This is a genomic window from Streptomyces sp. NPDC101237, from assembly GCF_044767465.1.
Classification (GTDB): domain Bacteria; phylum Actinomycetota; class Actinomycetes; order Streptomycetales; family Streptomycetaceae; genus Streptomyces; species Streptomyces gramineus.
This window is the reverse complement of the sequence record NZ_JBIWNY010000005.1, coordinates 262,879-280,681: the sequence shown is the minus strand read 5'-3', so window position 1 is coordinate 280,681 and position 17,803 is coordinate 262,879. Positions and strand designations below refer to the sequence as shown.

General features: G+C 72.4%; 16 protein-coding genes and 2 tRNA genes. 8 read left to right on the top strand and 10 right to left on the bottom strand.

Translation table 11 applies throughout. The features are described 5' to 3' along the window. Window positions 1-91: 91 nt before the first annotated feature. Window positions 92-163, bottom strand: a tRNA-Cys gene (locus ACIRQ9_RS10685). A gap of 20 nt (window positions 164-183) precedes the next feature. Beyond that, window positions 184-281 (bottom strand) — tRNA-OTHER (locus ACIRQ9_RS10680). Window positions 282-484: 203 nt separating this feature from the next. On the opposite strand from ACIRQ9_RS10680, the gene ACIRQ9_RS10675 reads away from it, so the two are divergent. From ACIRQ9_RS10675 to ACIRQ9_RS10660, 4 genes are all read left to right on the top strand, one after another. Beyond that, complete coding sequence (locus ACIRQ9_RS10675; protein WP_404169660.1) at window positions 485-1,915, top strand: MFS transporter; 1,431 nt, start codon at window positions 485-487, stop codon at window positions 1,913-1,915. Between the two features lie 118 nt (window positions 1,916-2,033). Further along, entirely contained in the window at window positions 2,034-3,836 is a 1,803-nt protein-coding gene (locus ACIRQ9_RS10670; RefSeq protein WP_404169657.1) for a DEAD/DEAH box helicase, read from the top strand. Window positions 3,837-4,144: 308 nt separating this feature from the next. Beyond that, window positions 4,145-4,786 carry an IclR family transcriptional regulator gene (locus tag ACIRQ9_RS10665; RefSeq protein ID WP_404169654.1) on the top strand — a complete coding sequence of 214 codons (642 nt, stop codon included), beginning with the start codon at window positions 4,145-4,147 and terminating at the stop codon, window positions 4,784-4,786. 47 nt (window positions 4,787-4,833) lie between these two features. Further along, entirely contained in the window at window positions 4,834-5,622 is a 789-nt protein-coding gene (locus ACIRQ9_RS10660; RefSeq protein WP_404169651.1) for a S16 family serine protease, read from the top strand. Between the two features lie 183 nt (window positions 5,623-5,805). On the opposite strand, the gene ACIRQ9_RS10655 is transcribed toward ACIRQ9_RS10660, so the two are convergent. The 5 genes from ACIRQ9_RS10655 to ACIRQ9_RS10635 all read right to left on the bottom strand — a co-directional run bounded on the left by ACIRQ9_RS10655 (window position 5,806) and on the right by ACIRQ9_RS10635 (window position 10,010). Further along, a complete protein-coding gene (locus ACIRQ9_RS10655) occupies window positions 5,806-6,687 on the bottom strand; it encodes a glycine betaine ABC transporter substrate-binding protein (protein ID WP_404169906.1) in 882 nt (293 codons plus the stop codon). Between the two features lie 89 nt (window positions 6,688-6,776). Further along, complete coding sequence (locus ACIRQ9_RS10650; protein ID WP_404169903.1) at window positions 6,777-7,580, bottom strand: ABC transporter permease; 804 nt, start codon at window positions 7,578-7,580, stop codon at window positions 6,777-6,779. 47 nt (window positions 7,581-7,627) lie between these two features. Continuing rightward, a complete protein-coding gene (locus ACIRQ9_RS10645) occupies window positions 7,628-8,860 on the bottom strand; it encodes a betaine/proline/choline family ABC transporter ATP-binding protein (protein WP_404169648.1) in 1,233 nt (410 codons plus the stop codon). Beyond that, window positions 8,853-9,500 (bottom strand): ABC transporter permease, encoded by a 648-nt coding sequence (locus tag ACIRQ9_RS10640; protein ID WP_404169645.1) that lies wholly within the window; start codon window positions 9,498-9,500, stop codon window positions 8,853-8,855. The genes ACIRQ9_RS10645 and ACIRQ9_RS10640 overlap by 8 nt, the downstream gene beginning before the upstream one ends. Before the next feature lie 27 nt (window positions 9,501-9,527). Then, window positions 9,528-10,010 (bottom strand): Lrp/AsnC family transcriptional regulator, encoded by a 483-nt coding sequence (locus ACIRQ9_RS10635; RefSeq protein WP_362168128.1) that lies wholly within the window; start codon window positions 10,008-10,010, stop codon window positions 9,528-9,530. A 125-nt stretch (window positions 10,011-10,135) separates the two neighbouring features. On the opposite strand from ACIRQ9_RS10635, the gene hppD reads away from it, so the two are divergent. Beyond that, entirely contained in the window at window positions 10,136-11,284 is a 1,149-nt protein-coding gene (gene hppD / locus ACIRQ9_RS10630) for a 4-hydroxyphenylpyruvate dioxygenase (protein ID WP_404169641.1), read from the top strand. A gap of 29 nt (window positions 11,285-11,313) precedes the next feature. Here the strand turns inward: hppD and ACIRQ9_RS10625 are convergent, their stop codons facing one another. Then, window positions 11,314-12,816 (bottom strand): tetratricopeptide repeat protein, encoded by a 1,503-nt coding sequence (locus ACIRQ9_RS10625; RefSeq protein WP_404169638.1) that lies wholly within the window; start codon window positions 12,814-12,816, stop codon window positions 11,314-11,316. 92 nt (window positions 12,817-12,908) lie between these two features. On the opposite strand from ACIRQ9_RS10625, the gene ACIRQ9_RS10620 reads away from it, so the two are divergent. Beyond that, complete coding sequence (locus tag ACIRQ9_RS10620) at window positions 12,909-14,315, top strand: FAD-binding oxidoreductase (protein WP_404169635.1); 1,407 nt, start codon at window positions 12,909-12,911, stop codon at window positions 14,313-14,315. A 17-nt stretch (window positions 14,316-14,332) separates the two neighbouring features. Here the strand turns inward: ACIRQ9_RS10620 and ACIRQ9_RS10615 are convergent, their stop codons facing one another. Further along, window positions 14,333-14,746 (bottom strand): SsgA family sporulation/cell division regulator, encoded by a 414-nt coding sequence (locus ACIRQ9_RS10615; protein WP_404169632.1) that lies wholly within the window; start codon window positions 14,744-14,746, stop codon window positions 14,333-14,335. 234 nt (window positions 14,747-14,980) lie between these two features. Here ACIRQ9_RS10615 and ACIRQ9_RS10610 point away from each other — a divergent pair, with 234 nt between their 5' ends. After that, complete coding sequence (locus tag ACIRQ9_RS10610; RefSeq protein ID WP_404169629.1) at window positions 14,981-16,321, top strand: RDD family protein; 1,341 nt, start codon at window positions 14,981-14,983, stop codon at window positions 16,319-16,321. Between the two features lie 68 nt (window positions 16,322-16,389). Beyond that, window positions 16,390-17,097, top strand: a complete 708-nt coding sequence (locus tag ACIRQ9_RS10605; protein WP_404169626.1) for an RDD family protein — start codon at window positions 16,390-16,392, stop codon at window positions 17,095-17,097. 91 nt (window positions 17,098-17,188) lie between these two features. On the opposite strand, the gene ACIRQ9_RS10600 is transcribed toward ACIRQ9_RS10605, so the two are convergent. After that, window positions 17,189-17,473: a hypothetical protein gene (locus tag ACIRQ9_RS10600; protein ID WP_404169623.1), complete on the bottom strand. Its 285-nt coding sequence runs from the start codon at window positions 17,471-17,473 to the stop codon at window positions 17,189-17,191. Window positions 17,474-17,803: the final 330 nt, after the last annotated feature.

The following is a 17,803-nucleotide window of genomic DNA, read 5'->3' as shown; positions in this document are numbered from 1 at the left end:
GGGTCGGCCCCACGACAACTGAGACGGACGGCACAAGGGCGGCACCCTTTCGGGGATGCCGCCCTCTTGTTTTGCCTGGTCACGCAACCAGAGGCCATGGCGGGATTCGAACCCACGTAACTCGCTTTGCAGGCGAGCCCCTGAACCACTCGGGCACACGGCCGGGAACTGCTTCTTCAGTCACGGCCGTGGTGGGATTCGAACCCGCGTGACTCCCCGCGAGCGGAGCTCGCTGATGGATGCAGCGCAGGCGAGCCCCTGAACCACTCGGGCACACGGCCGTTGCCGGTCGGGTCGTTGTCGGCCCTGTCGGTGATCTGAAGGTAGGCCGGGGCCGGGGGTGGGCTCAAGGGGACGCGTGGGGCTGCAATGGGACTGCCATGTGCCGTTCATGAACGGGGCTCGGGGTCTACGACCAAGGTCCGAGGCCGGGTAGGGCTCGGGACAGGGGTCAAGGGCGGGAACGGGGCTTACCGTGGTCAGCATGACCACCCCCCAGCGCAGCGACGCCGTCGTCGCGGACGAGACCGCCGACAGAGTCGATGACCAGGGAGTCCTCGGCCGGTCGTACCGGGCGCTGAGCGTCGGGATCGTCTCCGTCGTGCTGCTGATCGCGTTCGAGGCGACCGCCGTCGGGACGGCGATGCCGGTGGCGGCGCGGGAGCTGGACGGGGTGTCGCTGTACGCGTTCGCCTTCTCCGGGTACTTCACGACCAGCCTGTTCGGGATGGTGCTGGCCGGGCAGTGGTCGGACCGGCGAGGACCGCTCGGCGCGCTGACGACCGGGATCGGGGGCTTCGCCGCGGGGCTCGTCGTCGCGGGGACCGCCCAGGCCATGTGGGTGTTCATCCTGGGGCGGGCCGTGCAGGGGCTGGGCGGCGGGCTGGTCATCGTCGCGCTGTACGTGGTGGTCGGCCGGGCCTACCCGGAGCGGCTGCGGCCCGCGATCATGGCCGCCTTCGCCGCCGGCTGGGTGGTGCCGTCGATCGTCGGACCGCTGGCCGCCGGCGCGGTGACCGAGCACCTCGGATGGCGGTGGGTGTTCGTCGGGATCCCGGTGCTCGTGGTCTTCCCGCTGGCGCTCGCCCTGCCGCAGATCCGCCGCCGGACCGGTGGGCCGGTCGCCGACGAGCCGCGGGAGCCCTTCGAGCGGCGGCGGATCCGGCTCGCGTTCGCCCTCTCCGCCGGTGCGGGCCTGCTCCAGTACGCGGCCCAGGACCTGCGCTGGGTCTCCCTGCTGCCGGCGGCCGTCGGGGCCGCGCTGCTGGTTCCCGCCGTCCTCGGGCTGCTGCCGCGCGGGACCTGTCGCGCGGTCCGGGGGCTGCCGTCGGTGGTGCTGCTGCGCGGGGTCGCGGCCGGCGCGTTCATTTCCGCGGAGTCGTTCGTGCCGCTGATGCTGGTGACCCAGCGTGGTCTCTCGCCCACCCTCGCCGGGTTCTCGCTGGCGGCCGGCGGGGTGACCTGGGCGCTGGGCTCGTGGGTGCAGGCGCGGCCGCGGGTGGCGCCGTACCGGGAACGGCTGATGGGCCTCGGTATGGTGCTGGTCGCCGCGGCGATCGCGACCGCGCCCAGCGTGCTCCTGCACGGCGTGCCGGTGTGGATCGTGGCCGTCGCCTGGGGCTTCGGCTGCTTCGGGATGGGCCTGGTGATCGCCTCGTCGAGCGTGCTGATGCTCCGGCTCTCCGCTCCGCACGAGGCCGGGTCCAACTCGGCCGCCCTGCAGATCGCCGACGGCCTGTCGAACGTCGTCCTGCTCGCCACGGCCGGTGCCGCCTTCGCCGCGCTGGGCGGCGGCAGCACGACGGATGCGGCCGGTTCCGGCGCCCACCCGGCCGCCTTCGCCTTCGTCTTCCTGCCGATGGCCGCCGTGGCGCTCGTCGGGGTGTGGGTGACGACCCGGCTTCGTGATCTGTGACGTGGGTCCCACCCGAGGGGCAGGCGGGCTCGTCTCGCGTCGACCGTGACGGGACGCCGGTAGGGTGGCCCGGTTGTCATACGCATACGTAGCCGCCCGACCCCTTACTACGGAGACCGTGACTACCTCCACCGCTTCTGCCTCCTCGTCCTCCCACCACCTTTCGCCGGCCTTCCCGGGCCGGGCGCCCTGGGGCACCGCCGGCAAGCTGCGGGCCTGGCAGCAGGGGGCCATGGAGAAGTACGTCCAGGAGCAGCCGCGCGACTTCCTCGCCGTCGCCACGCCCGGCGCCGGCAAGACGACCTTCGCGCTGACCCTGGCGTCCTGGCTGCTGCACCACCACGTCGTGCAGCAGATCACCGTCGTCGCTCCCACCGAGCACCTGAAGAAGCAGTGGGCGGAGGCCGCGGCGCGGATAGGGATCAAGCTCGACCCGGAGTACAGCGCGGGGCCGCTGAGCCGGGAGTACGACGGGGTCGCCGTCACCTACGCCGGTGTCGGGGTGCGGCCGATGCTGCACCGCAACCGGTCCGAGCAGCGCAAGACGCTCGTCATCCTCGACGAGATCCACCACGCCGGTGACTCCAAGTCCTGGGGCGAGGCCTGCCTGGAGGCGTTCGAGCCGGCCACCCGCCGGCTGGCGCTGACCGGTACGCCGTTCCGGTCGGACACCAACCCCATCCCCTTCGTGACGTACGAGGAGGGGCAGGACGGGATCCGGCGGTCCGCCGCCGACTACACCTACGGATACGGCAACGCGCTCGCCGACCATGTCGTGCGGCCGGTCATCTTCCTCTCCTACAGCGGCAGCATGCGCTGGCGGACCAAGGCCGGTGACGAGATCGCCGCCCGGCTCGGCGAGCCGATGACCAAGGACGCCGTCAGCCAGGCGTGGCGCACGGCGCTGGATCCGCGCGGCGAGTGGATGCCGGCGGTGCTGCGCGCTGCGGACCAGCGGCTGACGGAGGTGCGCAAGGGGATCCCGGACGCCGGGGCCCTGGTCATCGCCTCGGACCAGGAGTCCGCCCGCGCCTACGCCAAGCTGATCCGCGAGATCACCGGGACCAAGGCCACCCTCGTCCTCTCCGACGACACCGGCGCGTCCAAGCGCATCGACGCCTTCAGCGCCGGCGACGACCGGTGGATGGTCGCGGTGCGGATGGTGTCCGAGGGCGTCGACGTGCCCCGTCTCGCGGTGGGCGTCTACGCCACGACCATCTCGACGCCGCTCTTCTTCGCCCAGGCCGTCGGCCGTTTCGTGCGGTCACGGCGGCGCGGCGAGACCGCGTCCGTGTTCCTGCCGACCGTCCCCGACCTGCTGACCTTCGCCAACGAGATGGAGGTCGAGCGCGACCACGCCCTCGACAAGCCGAAGAAGGACGGCGAGGAGGACCCGTACGCCGAGTCCGAGAAGGAGATGGACGAGGCGAACAAGGAGCAGGACGAGGACACCGGCGAGCAGGAGCAGTTCGCCTTCGAGGCGCTGGAGTCCGAGGCGGTCTTCGACCGGGTGCTGTACGACGGCGCCGAGTTCGGCATGCAGGCGCACCCGGGCAGCGAGGAGGAGCAGGACTACCTCGGCATCCCGGGGCTCCTCGAACCCGATCAGGTGCAACTGCTGCTGCAGAAGCGGCAGGCCCGGCAGATCGCGCACAGCCGCAAGAAGCCGGACGACGAGGCCGACCTGCTGGAGCTGCCCGCGGAACGGCGGCCGGTCGTCTCCCACAAGGAGATGATGGAGTTGCGGAAGCAGCTGAACACGATGGTCAGCGCGTATGTGCACCAAAGTGGCAAGCCGCACGGTGTGATCCACACGGAGCTGCGCCGGGTGTGCGGAGGGCCGCCGAGCGCGGAGGCCACGGCGGGGCAGCTGCGGCAGCGGATCGCCAAGGTGCAGGAGTGGGCCACCCGCATGCGGTGACCGGCGGGGACCTTGTGGTGACACCGAGGCGTGCGGCGTACATACCAGCACATACGGAAACAGTCCGTACCGGAGCGTGACCGGATTCTGGACGAAGGCTTCCGCTCAGCGAACCCCCTTCGCTACTGTCCGCCTACGCACACGCCCCGTGGCAGCGCCGCCGCGGAGCGCAGCCGTGAAGCGACTGGGCCCGGAGCCACCGGGCCCTTCTGCCGATCGGCGGCCTCTGAAGCGCGTCGCTGACGGGACTCGGTGACGCATCCGCCGCATCGGAGGCTGCCGGCCTCACCACTTAAGGAGTGGGCGTCGTGACCGCGGAGACCTCTCAGACGCTCGACCGGGGCCTCAGGGTCCTGAAGCTGCTCGCCGACACGGACCACGGGCTGACCGTCACCGAGCTTTCCACCAAACTGGGCGTGAACCGGACCGTGGTGTACCGGTTGCTCGCCACGCTTGAGCAGCATGCGCTGGTACGGCGTGACCTGGGCGGGCGAGCCCGGGTCGGCCTCGGAGTGCTGCGCCTGGGACGGCAGGTGCACCCGCTCGTCCGGGAGGCCGCCCTGCCGGCCCTGCGGTCGCTCGCCGAGGACATAGGGGCGACGGCGCACCTGACGCTGGTCGACGGGACCGAGGCGCTCGCCGTCGCGGTCGTCGAGCCCACCTGGACCGACTACCACGTGGCGTACCGGGCCGGGTTCCGGCATCCGCTGGACCGGGGGGCCGCCGGGAAGGCGATCCTGTCCGCGCGGCACTCGCCGAAGGACGACCCCGGGTACACGCTGACCCACGGGGAACTGGAGGCCGGTGCGAGCGGCGCGGCCGCTCCGCTGCTCGGCGTCACCGGGGTCGAGGGGAGCGTCGGGGTCGTGATGCTGGCCGACGCCGTGCCCGAGCGGGTCGGGACCCGGGTCATGGACGCGGCGCGGGAGGTCGCGGAGGCGTTGCGCTGAGGGGCCGGGGCGGTGGCCCGGCGTGGCCGCCGCGTTAGATTGACTCCGTGCTCTCACGTCTCACACGTCTCCAGGCCGTCGCCGTCTGCGCGCTTCCCGTCGTGGCCCTGATCGCCACGGCCGTCCTCGCGCCGCTGCCCTTCTCGGTGGCCCAGCCCGGGATGACGGCGAACGTGCTCGGCGAGAACCAGGGCACCCCGGTGATCACCATCGCCGGGGCGCCCGTCCGGCCGACCGGCGGGCAGCTGCGGATGACGACGATCGAGGCGACCGGACCGGACGCCCGGGTGTCGCTGGGCGACGTCGTCGGCAACTGGTTCCGCACGGACCGCGCGGTGATGCCGCGCGACGCGGTGTACCCGGGCGGCGGTGACGTCAAGGAGATCGAGCGGCACAACACCGAGCAGATGGAGCAGTCGCAGGACGCGGCGGCGCAGGCCGCGCTGACGTACCTGAACCTGAGCGCCGACAAGGTCAAGGTGACCCTGAAGCTGGCGGACGTCGGAGGACCGAGCGCCGGGCTGCTGTTCTCGCTCGGGATCATCGACAAGCTGGACGGGAACGGGAGCGGCGGTGACCTGACCGGCGGGAAGAACATCGCCGGTACGGGGACGATCAGCGCCGACGGCACGGTGGGCGCCGTGGGCGGGGTCGCGCTGAAGACGCAGGCCGCGCGGCGGGACGGGGCGACCGTCTTCCTGGTGCCGAAGGACGAGTGCGCCGACGCCAAGTCCGAGCTGCCCGAGGGGCTGCGGCTGGTGCCGGTGACGACGCTCAAGGGCGCCGTGGCCGACCTGGTCAGGCTGGAGAAGGGGACGAAGGTCCCCGGCTGCTGAGTCCGGGGCGCGGCGGGCGGGGACCGGTCGTGCGGTTCACCGTGGCTGTCAGGTCGCCGGTGCCGGGGCCGTCAGGCGCAGGCCCACTTCCACCAGGGTCCAGTCCAGGCGGGTGCGCGGTTCCTGCCGCGGGGGCAACGCCTTCTTTGCATCGAGGTCTTCGGAACTCCGCGCCGACGGCCGCTACTTGACGAACCCCTCCGCCTTCATCCAGTCCAGCGCCACCTGGTGCGGGTCCTCCCCGGCCACGTCCACCTTCGCGTTCAGCGTCTGGGCCACCGTGTTGTCCAGCTTCGCCGTCACCGGGTCCAGGACCGTCGCGATCGCCGGCCACTTCTCAAGGGCCTTGGTGTTGATCACCGGTGCCGCGTTGTAGTTGGGGAAGAACTTCCGGTCGTCCCGCATCAGCACCAGGTTCATGGACCTGATGCGGCCGTCGGTCGTGAACACCTCGCCGTAGGTGCAACTGCCATTCTGAACCTGGGTGTAGATGATCCCGGTGTCCATCTGCGTGATGTTCTTCGCCGGCACGCTCATGCCGTACGCCTTCTCCATGCCGGGCAGACCGTCGGCCCGGTTGGCGAACTCGCCCTCCACGCACAGGGTCACCGCCCCGGGATCCGACCGCGACAGGGCCGCCACGTCCGACAGCGTCCTCGTGCCGTACTTCCGGGCGTTGGCCTGGTTCATGGCCAGCGCGTAGGTGTTGTCGAGCCGGGAGGGCGGCAGCCAGGTCAGGCCGTTGCCGAGATCCGCGTCGTGGACCGCCTGCCACTGCCGCTGCGGGTCGGTGATGGGGTGGCCGTTGCCCAGGTAGGTGATCCAGGCCGTGCCCGTGTACTCGTACATCCCGTCCGCCTGACCGGACTTGACCGCCTCGCGGGCGCCGACCGAACCCTGGATCCCGGTGCGGTCGAGGACCTTCGCGCCCGCCGCCTCGAAGGCGATGCCCATCACGGCGCCGAGGATCAGCTGCTCCGTGAACTCCTTGGAGGTGACGGTGAGATGGGCGCCCTTGAGCGGCTCGCCCGCCCCGATCGAGCCCGGCGACACGTCATCCACCATGGGCGAGCCGCTGGTCAGGCCGCAGCCGGCGGCCGGCAGCAGGGCCAGCAGCAGGGCCAGCGGCAGCGCCGTGGGCGCCCGGAGCCCGCTCACCGGCCCGTCTCCAGGCCCCGCGGCCGCAGCAGGACCTCCGCCAGCGAGGCCAGCCAGTCCACCAGCAGCGCGAGGGCCACGGTGAGGACCGAGCCGAGGACCAGGACCGGCATGCGCTGGTTGGTGATGCCGGTGGTGATCAGGACGCCCAGTCCGCCGCCCCCGCCGAAGGTGGCCAGGGTCGCCGTACCGACGTTGAGGACCAGGGCCGTCCGGACGCCCGCGAGGATCAGCGGGACCGCCAGCGGCAGCTCCACCGTGCGCAGCACGCCCAGCGGGGACATGCCGATGCCGCGGGCCGCCTCCAGGAGCGTCGGGTCGTTCGCCTTCAGGCCCGCGATGGTGTTGGAGAGGACCGGCAGGATCGCGTAGACGATGATGCCGATCAGGGCCGCCTTCTCGCCGACGCCCAGCCAGATGACCAGCAGTGCCAGCAGGCCGATCGCCGGGGTCGCCTGGCCCGTGTTGGCGACGGCCATCGCGACCGGCGTGGCCCTGCGGAAGGCCCGGCGGGTCAGCAGGACGCCCAGCGGGATCGCGATGATCAGCACGAAGAACGTCGAGATCACCGTCAGCCGCACGTGCTGCCACAGGCACGTGGAGACCTGGCCGTGCGCCAGGGCGTTCGCGGAGATCGTGTCCAGGCGGGCCTGCTGGAACCACAGCCAGGTGGCCAGCAGCAGCGCCACCAGGAACGCGGGCAGGAACGTCAGTTTCCGCCACGTGATCCGCCTGCCCGGCGGGCCCTGCGGCGGTGGCGGTGCCTCCTGCTCCGCCTCGCCCTCGTCGCGGAAGACCAGGCCACGGACCTCGTGCTCGCCCTCGGGCCGGGTGCCGGGAGACGTGTTCACGCCTTCTGCTCCCCTTCCTCGCCCTCCTGCTCGGCGTGGGTCCGGTCGGCCCTGGCCTCCTGGAGTTCGTGCTGGTGCTCCATCGCTTCGAGGCGGTCGGCCTCCAGCAGCTCGTGCACCGAGTTCATCAGGGTCTCCATGTCCACGACCCCGATGAACTCGCCCCGCCGCCCGGTCACCGCGACGCGGCCCGCGTTGTCCGTCAGCACCGCCTCCAGGGCGTCCCGCAGGGTCGCGTCCCGGGTCACCGTGTCGTGCACCAGCGTCCCGGCGCGGGCCAGCGAGCCCCTGGCCCGCATCAGGTCGCCGCGCCGCAGCCACTTGTAGGGACGGCCGCGCTTGTCGAGCAGCAGGATCTCGTTCGTGCCGCTGCCCCGCAGCTTGTTGAAGATCTCCTGGAGCGGGGTGTCCAAGGTGACCGTCGGATAGTCGCCCATCTCCACGTCCCGGACCCGGGTGAGGTTCAGCCGCTTCAGGGCCGCGCCCGCGCCGACGAAACCGGAGACGAAGTCGTCGGCCGGGTTGGTGAGGATCGCCTCCGGGGTGTCGAACTGGGCGATGTGCGAGCGCTCGCGCAGCACGGCGATCCGGTCGCCGAGCTTGATCGCCTCGTCGAAGTCGTGGGTGACGAAGACGATGGTCTTGTGCAGTTCGCGCTGGAGCCGGATCAGCTCGTCCTGGAGATGGTCGCGGGTGATCGGGTCGACGGCGCCGAACGGCTCGTCCATCAGCAGGACCGGCGGATCGGCGGCCAGGGCCCGTGCCACGCCCACCCGCTGCTGCTGGCCGCCGGAGAGCGCGCGCGGATACCGGCCGTGGAACTCGCCGGGGTCCAGGCCGACCAGGTCGAGGAGTTCCTCGACGCGGGCGCGGATCCGGGCCTTCGGCCAGCCGAGCATCTTCGGCACCAGGGCGATGTTCTGCGCGACCGTCATGTGCGGGAAGAGCCCGGCGGACTGGATGGCGTACCCGACCTTGCGGCGCAGCTTCACCGCGTCGATGTCGGTGACGTCCTCGCCGCCGATCCTGATCCGGCCGCCGGTCGGCTCGATCAGCCGGTTGATCATCTTCAGCGTGGTCGACTTGCCGCAGCCGGACGGGCCGACGAAGATCACCGTCTCGCCCGCCCCGATCTCCATGTTCACGCTGTCCACGGCCGGCTGCGCGCTGCCCGGATAGCGCTTGGTCAGGTGATCCAGCTCGATCGAGGCACCATGGGACTCAGCCACGGATCCCCCTCGGAATGGTCAGCCGTCCGAGCAGGACGTACGCCGCGTCGAAGAGCAGCGCGAGGATGACGATCCCGACGGTGCCCGCCAGCACCTGGTTCAGCGCGTTCTTGCTGCCCAGGGAGGCCAGCCCGCGGAAGATCTCGTTGCCGAGGCCGGGACCCGAGGCGTACGCGGCGATCGCGGCGATGCCCATCAGCATCTGCGTGGAGACCCGGATGCCGGTCAGGATCGGCGGCCAGGCCAGCGGCAGTTCCACCCGCAGCAGCCGGGCGGCCCGCGACATGCCGATCCCGCGGGCCGCGTCCACCAGCATCGGGTCGACCCCGCGCAGGCCCACGATCGAGTTCCGCACGACCGGCAGCAGCCCGTACAGCGTCAGGGAGATCACCGTCGGCGGGACGCCGAGGCCCACCACCGGGATCAGCAGGCCGATCATGGCGAGGGACGGGACGGTCAGGACGGTGGCGGTCGCCGTGGTGGCGAGGTTGCCGGCCCATTCGCTGCGGTAGGTGACCACCCCGATCAGCACGCCGAGGAGGGTCGCGGCGACCATGCACTGGAAGACGGCGCTGGCGTGCTGGTAGGCGTCCGCCAGCAGGGTCTGGTGCCGGTTGCCGAGGTACTCCCAGAAACTCACGCGCGCTCACCCCCGACTGTGGACGGGTCAGGTCGTCCCTTCGCTGTCCGCGGCGGCCTGCTCCACCAGCGGGATGACCCGCAGCGGAACGGGGTTCTCCATGACGATCGCCGTGGAGGCCCGGACAATGCCATCAAAGCCGACGACCCGGTCGATCACCCGCTGGAGATCGGCGTTGGAGCGGGCCACCAGCCGGCACAGCATGTCCCCGGTGCCGGTGGTGGTGAGCAGTTCCAGCACCTCCGGCACGGTCGTCAAGTGCGCCCGCACGTCCGGGCCTTGGCCCTGGCGGATCTGGAGCGTGGCGAACGCGGTGACCGGGTAGCCGAGGGCCGCCGGGTCCACCTGCGGGCCGAATCCCTGGATCACTCCATTCGACTGAAGCCGGTCCAGCCGCGCCTGCACGGTCCCGCGCGCCACCCCGAGCCGGCGGGACATCTCCAGCACGCCGATCCGCGGTTCCCTGGCCAGCAGCACCAGGATCCGCCCGTCCAGACGATCGATCGCCATGCCCGCCTCCGGATGGTTGGTCATCCTGTACAGAAAGTCCGCCGATACGGCCGTACCGCTGAACATGTTGCCCACTCGAAACCAGAACTATTGCGCACCTTGTGTGCCAGGGTCACCCTTCGACCATGACGCAGACCACAGAGCACACTCCCGACGCGACCACCCGGCAGGACGACCCCTTCCCGGTCAAGGGAATGGACGCCGTCGTCTTCGCCGTCGGCAACGCCAAGCAGGCGGCGCACTACTACTCCAGCGCCTTCGGCATGCGGCTGGTCGCCTACTCCGGACCGGAGAACGGCAGCCGGGAGACGGCGAGCTACGTCCTGGAGAACGGCTCGGCGCGGTTCGTCCTCACCTCCGTCGTCCGCCCCGAGACCGAGTGGGGCACCTTCCTGGCCCGGCACGTCGCCGAGCACGGCGACGGCGTCGTCGACCTCGCCATCGAGGTCCCCGACGCGCGGGCCGCGCACGCCTACGCCGTCGAGCACGGCGCCCGGTCGCTGGCCGAGCCGTACGAGGTCAAGGACGAGCACGGCACCGTCGTCCTCGCCGCGATCGCCACCTACGGCGAGACCCGCCACACGCTCGTCGAGCGGACCGGCTACGACGGCCCCTACCTGCCGGGATTCGTCGCCGCGTCCCCGATCGTGGAGCCGCCCGCCCGCCGCACCTTCCAGGCCGTCGACCACTGCGTCGGCAACGTCGAACTCGGCCGCATGAACGAGTGGGTCGGCTTCTACAACAAGGTCATGGGCTTCACGAACATGAAGGAGTTCGTGGGTGACGACATCGCCACCGAGTACAGCGCGCTGATGTCCAAGGTCGTCGCCGACGGCACCCTGAAGGTCAAGTTCCCGATCAACGAGCCCGCCGTCGCCAAGAAGAAGTCCCAGATCGACGAGTACCTGGAGTTCTACGGCGGGGCCGGCGTCCAGCACATCGCGCTCAACACCAACGACATCGTCGAGACCGTACGGACCATGAGCGCGGCCGGCGTCGAGTTCCTCGGCACCCCCGACTCCTACTACGACACCCTCGGCGAATGGGTCGGCGACACCCGCGTGCCCCTGGACACCCTGCGCGAGCTGCGGATCCTGGCCGACCGGGACGAGGACGGCTACCTGCTGCAGATCTTCACCAAGCCGATCCAGGACCGCCCGACGGTCTTCTTCGAGATCATCGAGCGGCACGGCTCCATGGGCTTCGGCAAGGGCAACTTCAAGGCCCTCTTCGAGGCGATCGAGCGCGAGCAGGAACGCCGCGGCAACCTCTGACCGCCCCGGCCGGTGCCCTCAACCGCCGCTCAGCGGGGCAGGTCCTCGCTGGGCGGCTGGTCGCCCAGGGTGCCCAGGGTCGCGCGGGCCACCGGGGCCTGCAACGGCGAGAAGTACGGGTTGATGCGCAGGGCGTCCTGGAGGTGCCGCCGGGACGATGCGTCCAGGTCCAGATCGTGCTCGATCATCCCGCGGTGGAAGGCGTACGACGCGCTGCGGACCCCGCCGCCCTTGGTCGAGTCCGTCGCGATCGCGGCGTAGACCATCGCCTCCTTGTCGTCGCCGGCCCGGTGCAGCGCCCACCCGAGCGCGTCGGCGACCTCGATGCCGGGCTGCCGCTCCCACTCCGCCGACAGCCGCTGCACCGCCTCCTCGGCGTCCCCGTGGTCCGCCTCGTACCGCCCGAGCAGCAGCTCGTCGTCGACCCCGGCGTCCGTCTCGCGCCGCACCTGCGTCTGCAGCAGCGCGTACCGCGCCTCCGCCTGCTGCCCCATCCCCAGCGACTCGTACAGCTCGGCCAGCTCCAGCGTGACGTCCGGGGCCTGCCGGTGCGCGAGGGCTTCCTGATACGCGGTCAGCGCCTCCTGCGTGCGGCCCAGCGCCGCCAGCGCCCGGCCCTGGCCGGCCCGCGCCGCCGCCTGGCCCGGGTCCAGGCGCACCGCCGCCGTGAAGTGCCGCAGCGCGTCCTCGCGGTCCCCGCGCTCGAAGGCCAGATCCCCGGCCTGGGTCAGGTACGCGGCCTGTTCGGCGGGGGTCCCGGCAGCCGCCGCCGCGTCGGTGATCTGCGCGGCCGCGTCCTCCCGCCAGCCCCGGTCGCGGTACACCGCGGCGGCCCGCGCCATCACGGCCGGCTTCGCGGCCGCCCCGGGCTTGAGCGCCATCAGCTTGTCGAGCGCCGACCGGGCCGCCTTGTAGTCGCCGAGCCCGTCGTAGGCGTCGATCAGCGCGGGATACGTCGACCACCGCTTCGGCGCCGCCTTCAGCGCCTCCTCGCCGAACCGCCTGGCCTCCGCGAAGTCCCGGCGGGTGTTCGCGAGCGCGGCGAGACCGGCCAGCGCGTCGGTGTTCCCCCGCGCCGCCACCTGCAGGGAGGTCCGCAGGGCGTGCTCCGCCCGCGGATAGTCGGCGACGTCCGCGGTCCTGCGCGCCCGCTCCACGTACGCGGCCCCCAGCACCGCCCAGGCCCGCGCGTCCCGCGGCCGCGCCCGCACCAGGCTCTCGCGCGCGCCGATCAGCGAGGCGAGGTCCGGCAGCGCGGCCGGCAGGCCGTCGAGGACGGCCGTCTGTGCCGCCGCCTGGGCCGCGGCCTGCGCCCTCGCCCGGACCCTGGCCTCCGCCCCTGCCGCCGGGGACGGAGCGCCCCGGTGCTCCGGCGCGTGCGGCCACAGCAGCAGCGCCGCACCGGCCGCCGCCCCGCCCGCCAGCGCGACGACCAGCAGCCGCCGCAGCACCCGGCGCCGGGGGCGCGGCTGCCGCGGGTCCGTGAACAGCGAGGTGGTGGGCCCTGACGGTCGGTTATCGAGCGCGCACATGCCCGCCACTGTGCGTCACCGCGACGACCGCGCCCCGGCGGCCCAAGGAGGGCGCCCACGGGGTTCACACCGATGGCCCCGAGTGCGACGCTGTGATCATGAGCCGTATCGAAGCGCCTCGGGACGAGACCACCGGCAACCTCACCGACCGGCTCCTCGCGGGTCTGCCGGCCGACGCGGTTCTCGTGGATCCCGACGTGACCACCTCCTACGCCCACGACATGGCGAGCTTCTGCCCGGCGGGCGCCCCGGCCGTCGTCGTACTGCCGCGCACGGTCGAGCAGGTCCAGCACGTCCTGCGCACCGCCACCGAGCTGCGGGTGCCGGTCGTCCCGCAGGGGGCCCGCACCGGCCTGTCCGGCGGCGCCAACGCCACCGAAGGCTGCATCGTGCTGTCCCTGACCAGGATGGACCGCATCCTGGAGATCTCACCGGTCGACCGCATCGCCGTGGTCGAACCCGGCGTCGTCAACGCCACCCTCTCCCGCGCCGTCGAGGAGCACGGCCTCTCCTACCCGCCGGACCCCTCCAGCTGGGAGATGTGCACGATCGGCGGCAACATCGGCACGGCCTCGGGCGGGCTGTGCTGCGTGAAGTACGGGGTGACCGCCGAGTACGTGCTCGGGCTGGACGTCGTGCTCGCCGACGGCCGGCTGATGTCGACCGGCCGCCGTACCGCCAAGGGCGTCGCCGGATACGACCTGACCCGGCTGTTCGTGGGCTCCGAGGGATCGCTCGGCGTCGTCGTACGGGCCGTCCTCGCCCTGAAGCCCAAGCCGCCGCGGCAGCTGGTGCTGGCCGCCGAGTTCGGGTCCGCCGGCGCCGCCTGCGACGCGGTGTGCCGGATCATGGCGGGCGGACACGTGCCGTCCCTCCTCGAACTGATGGACCGTACGACCGTGAAAGCGGTCAACGACCTCACCCGCATGGGCCTGCCGGAGTCCACCGAGGCGCTGCTGCTGGCCGCCTTCGACACCCCGGACCCGGCCGCCGACCTCGCCGCGCTCGGCGCCCTGTGCGAGGAGGCCGGCGCCACCCAGGTGGTACCGGCCGACGACGCCGCCGAGTCCGAACTCCTCCTCCAGGCCCGGCGGACCTCGCTGGTCGCCCTGGAGGCCGTCAAGGGCACCACGATGATCGACGACGTGTGCGTGCCCCGCTCCCGGCTCGGCGACCTGATCGAAGGGGTCGAGCGCATCGGGGAGAAGCACCGGCTGACCATCGGCGTGGTCGCCCACGCGGGCGACGGCAACACCCATCCCACGGTCTGCTTCGACGCGCGGGACCCCGAGGAGTGCCGCCGCGCCCGCGAGTCCTTCGACGAGATCATGGCCCTCGGACTGGAACTCGGCGGCACCATCACCGGCGAGCACGGCGTCGGCGTCCTGAAGAAGGAGTGGCTGGCCCGGGAACTCGGACCGGTGGGCGTGGAGATGCAGCGGGCCGTGAAGGCAGCCTTCGACCCGCTGGGCCTCCTCAACCCGGGCAAGCTGTTCTAGGCCCCCGGCACGGGCCCTCACTGCGCGAGCAACTGGTCGAGTGCGTCGTCGATGCCGAGCCGGCCGGCCTCGGTCCCCGGGGGCACCACCCGCAGCGTCCGCTCCAGCCAGGCGGACACCTGGGCGACCGGCGCTTCGAGCAGGGCGTCCCCGTCGGGTGAGCTGAGCGCCATCAGCACGACGCTGCGGCCCTCCACCTTCGTCGGCCACACCCGCACGTCCCCGTGCCCGCACGGCCGGAACACCCCTTCCACCAGCAGGTCCCGGGCGAAGGTCCACAGGACGGGGGTGTCGGAGGTGACGTGGAAGCCGACGTGGACCGCGTACGGATCGTCGGATCGGTAACGGAGCCGGGCCGGGACCGGGATGCTCCGCTCGGGGGACAGGATGAGCCGCAGCTCCAGTTCGCGCTCCACCACGGTGTGCTGCATGACGTTCGTTCCTCTCGGCCGGTCGTGCGGGCGCCTTGGACGGGCCCGTACGAGGAGAGAGGCGCCGGGGCCGCGAGCATTACGCGGGTCGCGGGAAGTTTTTCCACCGGGCCGTGGGGCGCACGGGAATGCCCGGAAAGGGGCGGGTCCTGCGGGACTGGCGGTGGCGGGCACGCGGGTCTGGTAGATGTGGAGCCTCCCACACGACCCCCGAGCAGATACGGGATGACGGACATGACCGCCCCTACCCCGGCACCCGGTGACGAACGGCCCCGCGAGGGCTACTACCCGGACCCGTCCATCCCCGGCTACGTCCGTTACTGGAACGGCGCCGCGTGGGTGCCGGGCACCAGCCGCCCGGCCCCGTCCGGCGGCGAACAGCTCGCGCCGCCGCCCGGCTCCCGCCCCTCGACCCCGGTGGTGGAGCAGACCGGCCCGCACTTCTTCGACGAGGACCCGCAGCGGGGCGCCTCGGGCTGGGCGGCCGAGGGGAGCCCGTGGGGCACCGACCCGCGGGCGGCGGCGGGTTCGCCGGCCCAGCCCGACGGCCGGTCCTCCCACACGGACGGTTCGGCGACGATCCCGCCGGCCGACCAGGAGGACGTCGACTCCGGCGGCACGTTCATCTTCCGCAGGCCCACCCTGGGGCCCGCGTCCGCTCCGGGGACCGACCGGCCGCCCCTGGACGACGGCACGCTGACCTTCCGTCCGATCCGCACCGACGGCGCCCCGGGCACCGGGAACGCGGCGCCCGCCGCGGGGTCCGGCGCCGCGTCCGGCGCGGGCGGGCCCGGCGCGCAGGGTCCGTCCGGCGCCCCCGCGAGCGCCCGCCCCGGCTTCGGCGCCGGAAAGGCCGCCGCCGAACGGGCCGCCGCGACCCCGGCGCCCGCCGCGCCCCAGGCCGTGGCGCCGCCCGTGCCCCCGCAGTCCGCGGGCTCCCGGCCCGGGTCCGGCGCGCCCATGACCTCCGGGCCCGGCGGCGGCCAGTCCTCCTGGGCGCAGCAGGTGCACCGGCTCGCGGGCGACCAGCAGGCCGCGCCCTGGAAGCCGCCGGTGGAGGACGTCTTCCAGGCGGCCGCCCGGCGGCAGGCCGCGGCCCGTCCCGCCGGGCTCGGCAAGCGGTTCGCCGCGCGGCTCGTCGACAGCCTGATCGTCGGCGTGCTGACCGCCGCGGCCGCGGTGCCGCTGGGCAGCCGCGCGGCCGACCACGTGCAGGAGAAGATCGACGTCGCCAAGCTCTCCGGCCGTACCGAGACCGTCTGGCTGCTCGACGGCACCACCGGCCTCTACCTCGGCATCGTCCTCGCCGTCCTGGTCGCCGCGGGCGTCCTCTACGAGGTGTGGCCCACCGCCAAGTGGGGCCGCACCCTCGGCAAGAAGCTGTTCGGCCTGGAGGTGCGGGACATCGAGGGCCACGCGCCCCCGGCGTTCGGTGCCGCCCTGCGCCGCTGGCTGGTGTACACGGTGCCGGGTCTGCTCGGCATCGGGATCGTCGGCGTCGCCTGGTGCCTGTTCGACCGGCCCTGGCACCAGTGCTGGCACGACAAGGCGGCGCACACCTTCGTCGCCGGCTGACGGGGCGTCGTACCCCGTACGGCCTCGCGCCGGGTGCGGCCGGGGCGGCTTCGCGGTCCACTCGGGCCATGAGCACCGAACCGCCCCCGGGCTCCGGACAGCCGCCGGAGGACGACCCGTTCAGGAAACAGCCCCCGTCCGGGCCGCCGGACGAGGGCCAGGGGCCGGGCTCGCCGTACGACACCCCGTACGGCGGCGCGCAGCCTCCGCCGCCCTCCTACGGCGGCGGCCCCTACGGAGCCGGGGGCGGCGGCCCGTACGGAGCCGGGGGCGGCGGCCCGTACGACGGAGGGGCCGGCGGCTATCCGGCCGATCCGCTCGCCGGGATGCCGCCGCTCGCCGACAGCGGCCGGCGCACGCTCGCCCGGATCATCGACATGATCCTGGTGCTCATCGTGGTCTGGCTGCTCACCTGGGCGTTCGGGGTGCGCGAGTACGAGGTGAACGGCGACAGGATGGAGGTCGGCAAGTCCTTCGCGCAGTCGCTGGTCGCCGCCGTCCTGTTCATCGGCTACGACACCCTGATGACCGCCAGGTCGGGCCGCACCCTCGGCAAGAAGTGGCTCGGCATGCGGGTCGCCGACCTGTCCGACGGCTCCACGCCCTCGGCCCGGACCTCGCTGGTGCGGGCGCTCGTGCTGTGGCTGCCGTTCGCCTTCTGCTGCGCCTGCGTGTGGACGGTCATCTGCGGCGGCTGGAGCTTCTTCGACAAGCCGTACAAGCAGGGGCTGCACGACAAGGCCGCCAAGACGGTCGTGGTCACTACGCGGAACTGACCCCGGGGCGCGCACAAGCAGCCGGCGGGTCCGTCAGTCTCACGGACCCGCCGGCTGCTTGTGCGCGCGGTGCTTGTCGGGGGTACGGGGGTCAGGGCTCCCGGACGGAGTCGGCCGCGGCGGCGGCCACGGTCTCCCGGCGGCGGGGGACCCGCACCCCGGGCGAGGTGATCGGAGCGGGCTCGGGCTGGGCGGCCGCGCGCGGCCGGGGGAGCGGGACGGTCATGGCGACCAGCAGTCCCAGACCGAGCGCCGCGAGCGCGATGACCGCGATCCCGATGCCCGAACTCGTCTGTGACAGCAGCAGCATGGCGAGCGTCGAGCAGATCACGGTGCACGAACCGTAGACGAGCTGTGCCGGGGTCGGACGAGGCATGGCAATCGTGTCCTCGGAAGATGTGGGGGTGAGACGGGGAGCCGGCCTTGCTTTCCACCGGCTTCCGGGCGTTCCACCGTTCGACTCTATTCGCGTGCATGCCCGACGGGAACGTCCGGTAAGCGTGACCTAACCCACGGTACCGGTGCACAGGGGGCGCACGGTCGCATGGCATACGGCGCTCGGCGGCATATGCGCGCCGGGTGAGCGTGCTCGGCGGGGTCTCCCCTATCACGGTGTCCGTAAAGCGAACTTCCTCTCCGCATAGTGCAGTTGAACTGTCCAAGTCAAGGTCTGTCTTTTCTCGTAAACCAGTAGTCAAATGACGTC

Coding starts and splice junctions, on each gene's coding strand:
- ACIRQ9_RS10675 (WP_404169660.1), top strand. CDS start 485: ATGACCACCCCCCAGCGCAGCGACGCCGTCGTCGCGGACGAGACCGCC.
- ACIRQ9_RS10655 (WP_404169906.1), bottom strand. CDS start 6,687: ATGGTGGATGACGTGTCGCCGGGCTCGATCGGGGCGGGCGAGCCGCTC.
- ACIRQ9_RS10635 (WP_362168128.1), bottom strand. CDS start 10,010: ATGGCGATCGATCGTCTGGACGGGCGGATCCTGGTGCTGCTGGCCAGG.
- hppD (WP_404169641.1), top strand. CDS start 10,136: ATGACGCAGACCACAGAGCACACTCCCGACGCGACCACCCGGCAGGAC.
- ACIRQ9_RS10625 (WP_404169638.1), bottom strand. CDS start 12,816: ATGTGCGCGCTCGATAACCGACCGTCAGGGCCCACCACCTCGCTGTTC.
- ACIRQ9_RS10615 (WP_404169632.1), bottom strand. CDS start 14,746: ATGCAGCACACCGTGGTGGAGCGCGAACTGGAGCTGCGGCTCATCCTG.
- ACIRQ9_RS10610 (WP_404169629.1), top strand. CDS start 14,981: ATGACCGCCCCTACCCCGGCACCCGGTGACGAACGGCCCCGCGAGGGC.
- ACIRQ9_RS10605 (WP_404169626.1), top strand. CDS start 16,390: ATGAGCACCGAACCGCCCCCGGGCTCCGGACAGCCGCCGGAGGACGAC.
- ACIRQ9_RS10600 (WP_404169623.1), bottom strand. CDS start 17,473: ATGCCTCGTCCGACCCCGGCACAGCTCGTCTACGGTTCGTGCACCGTG.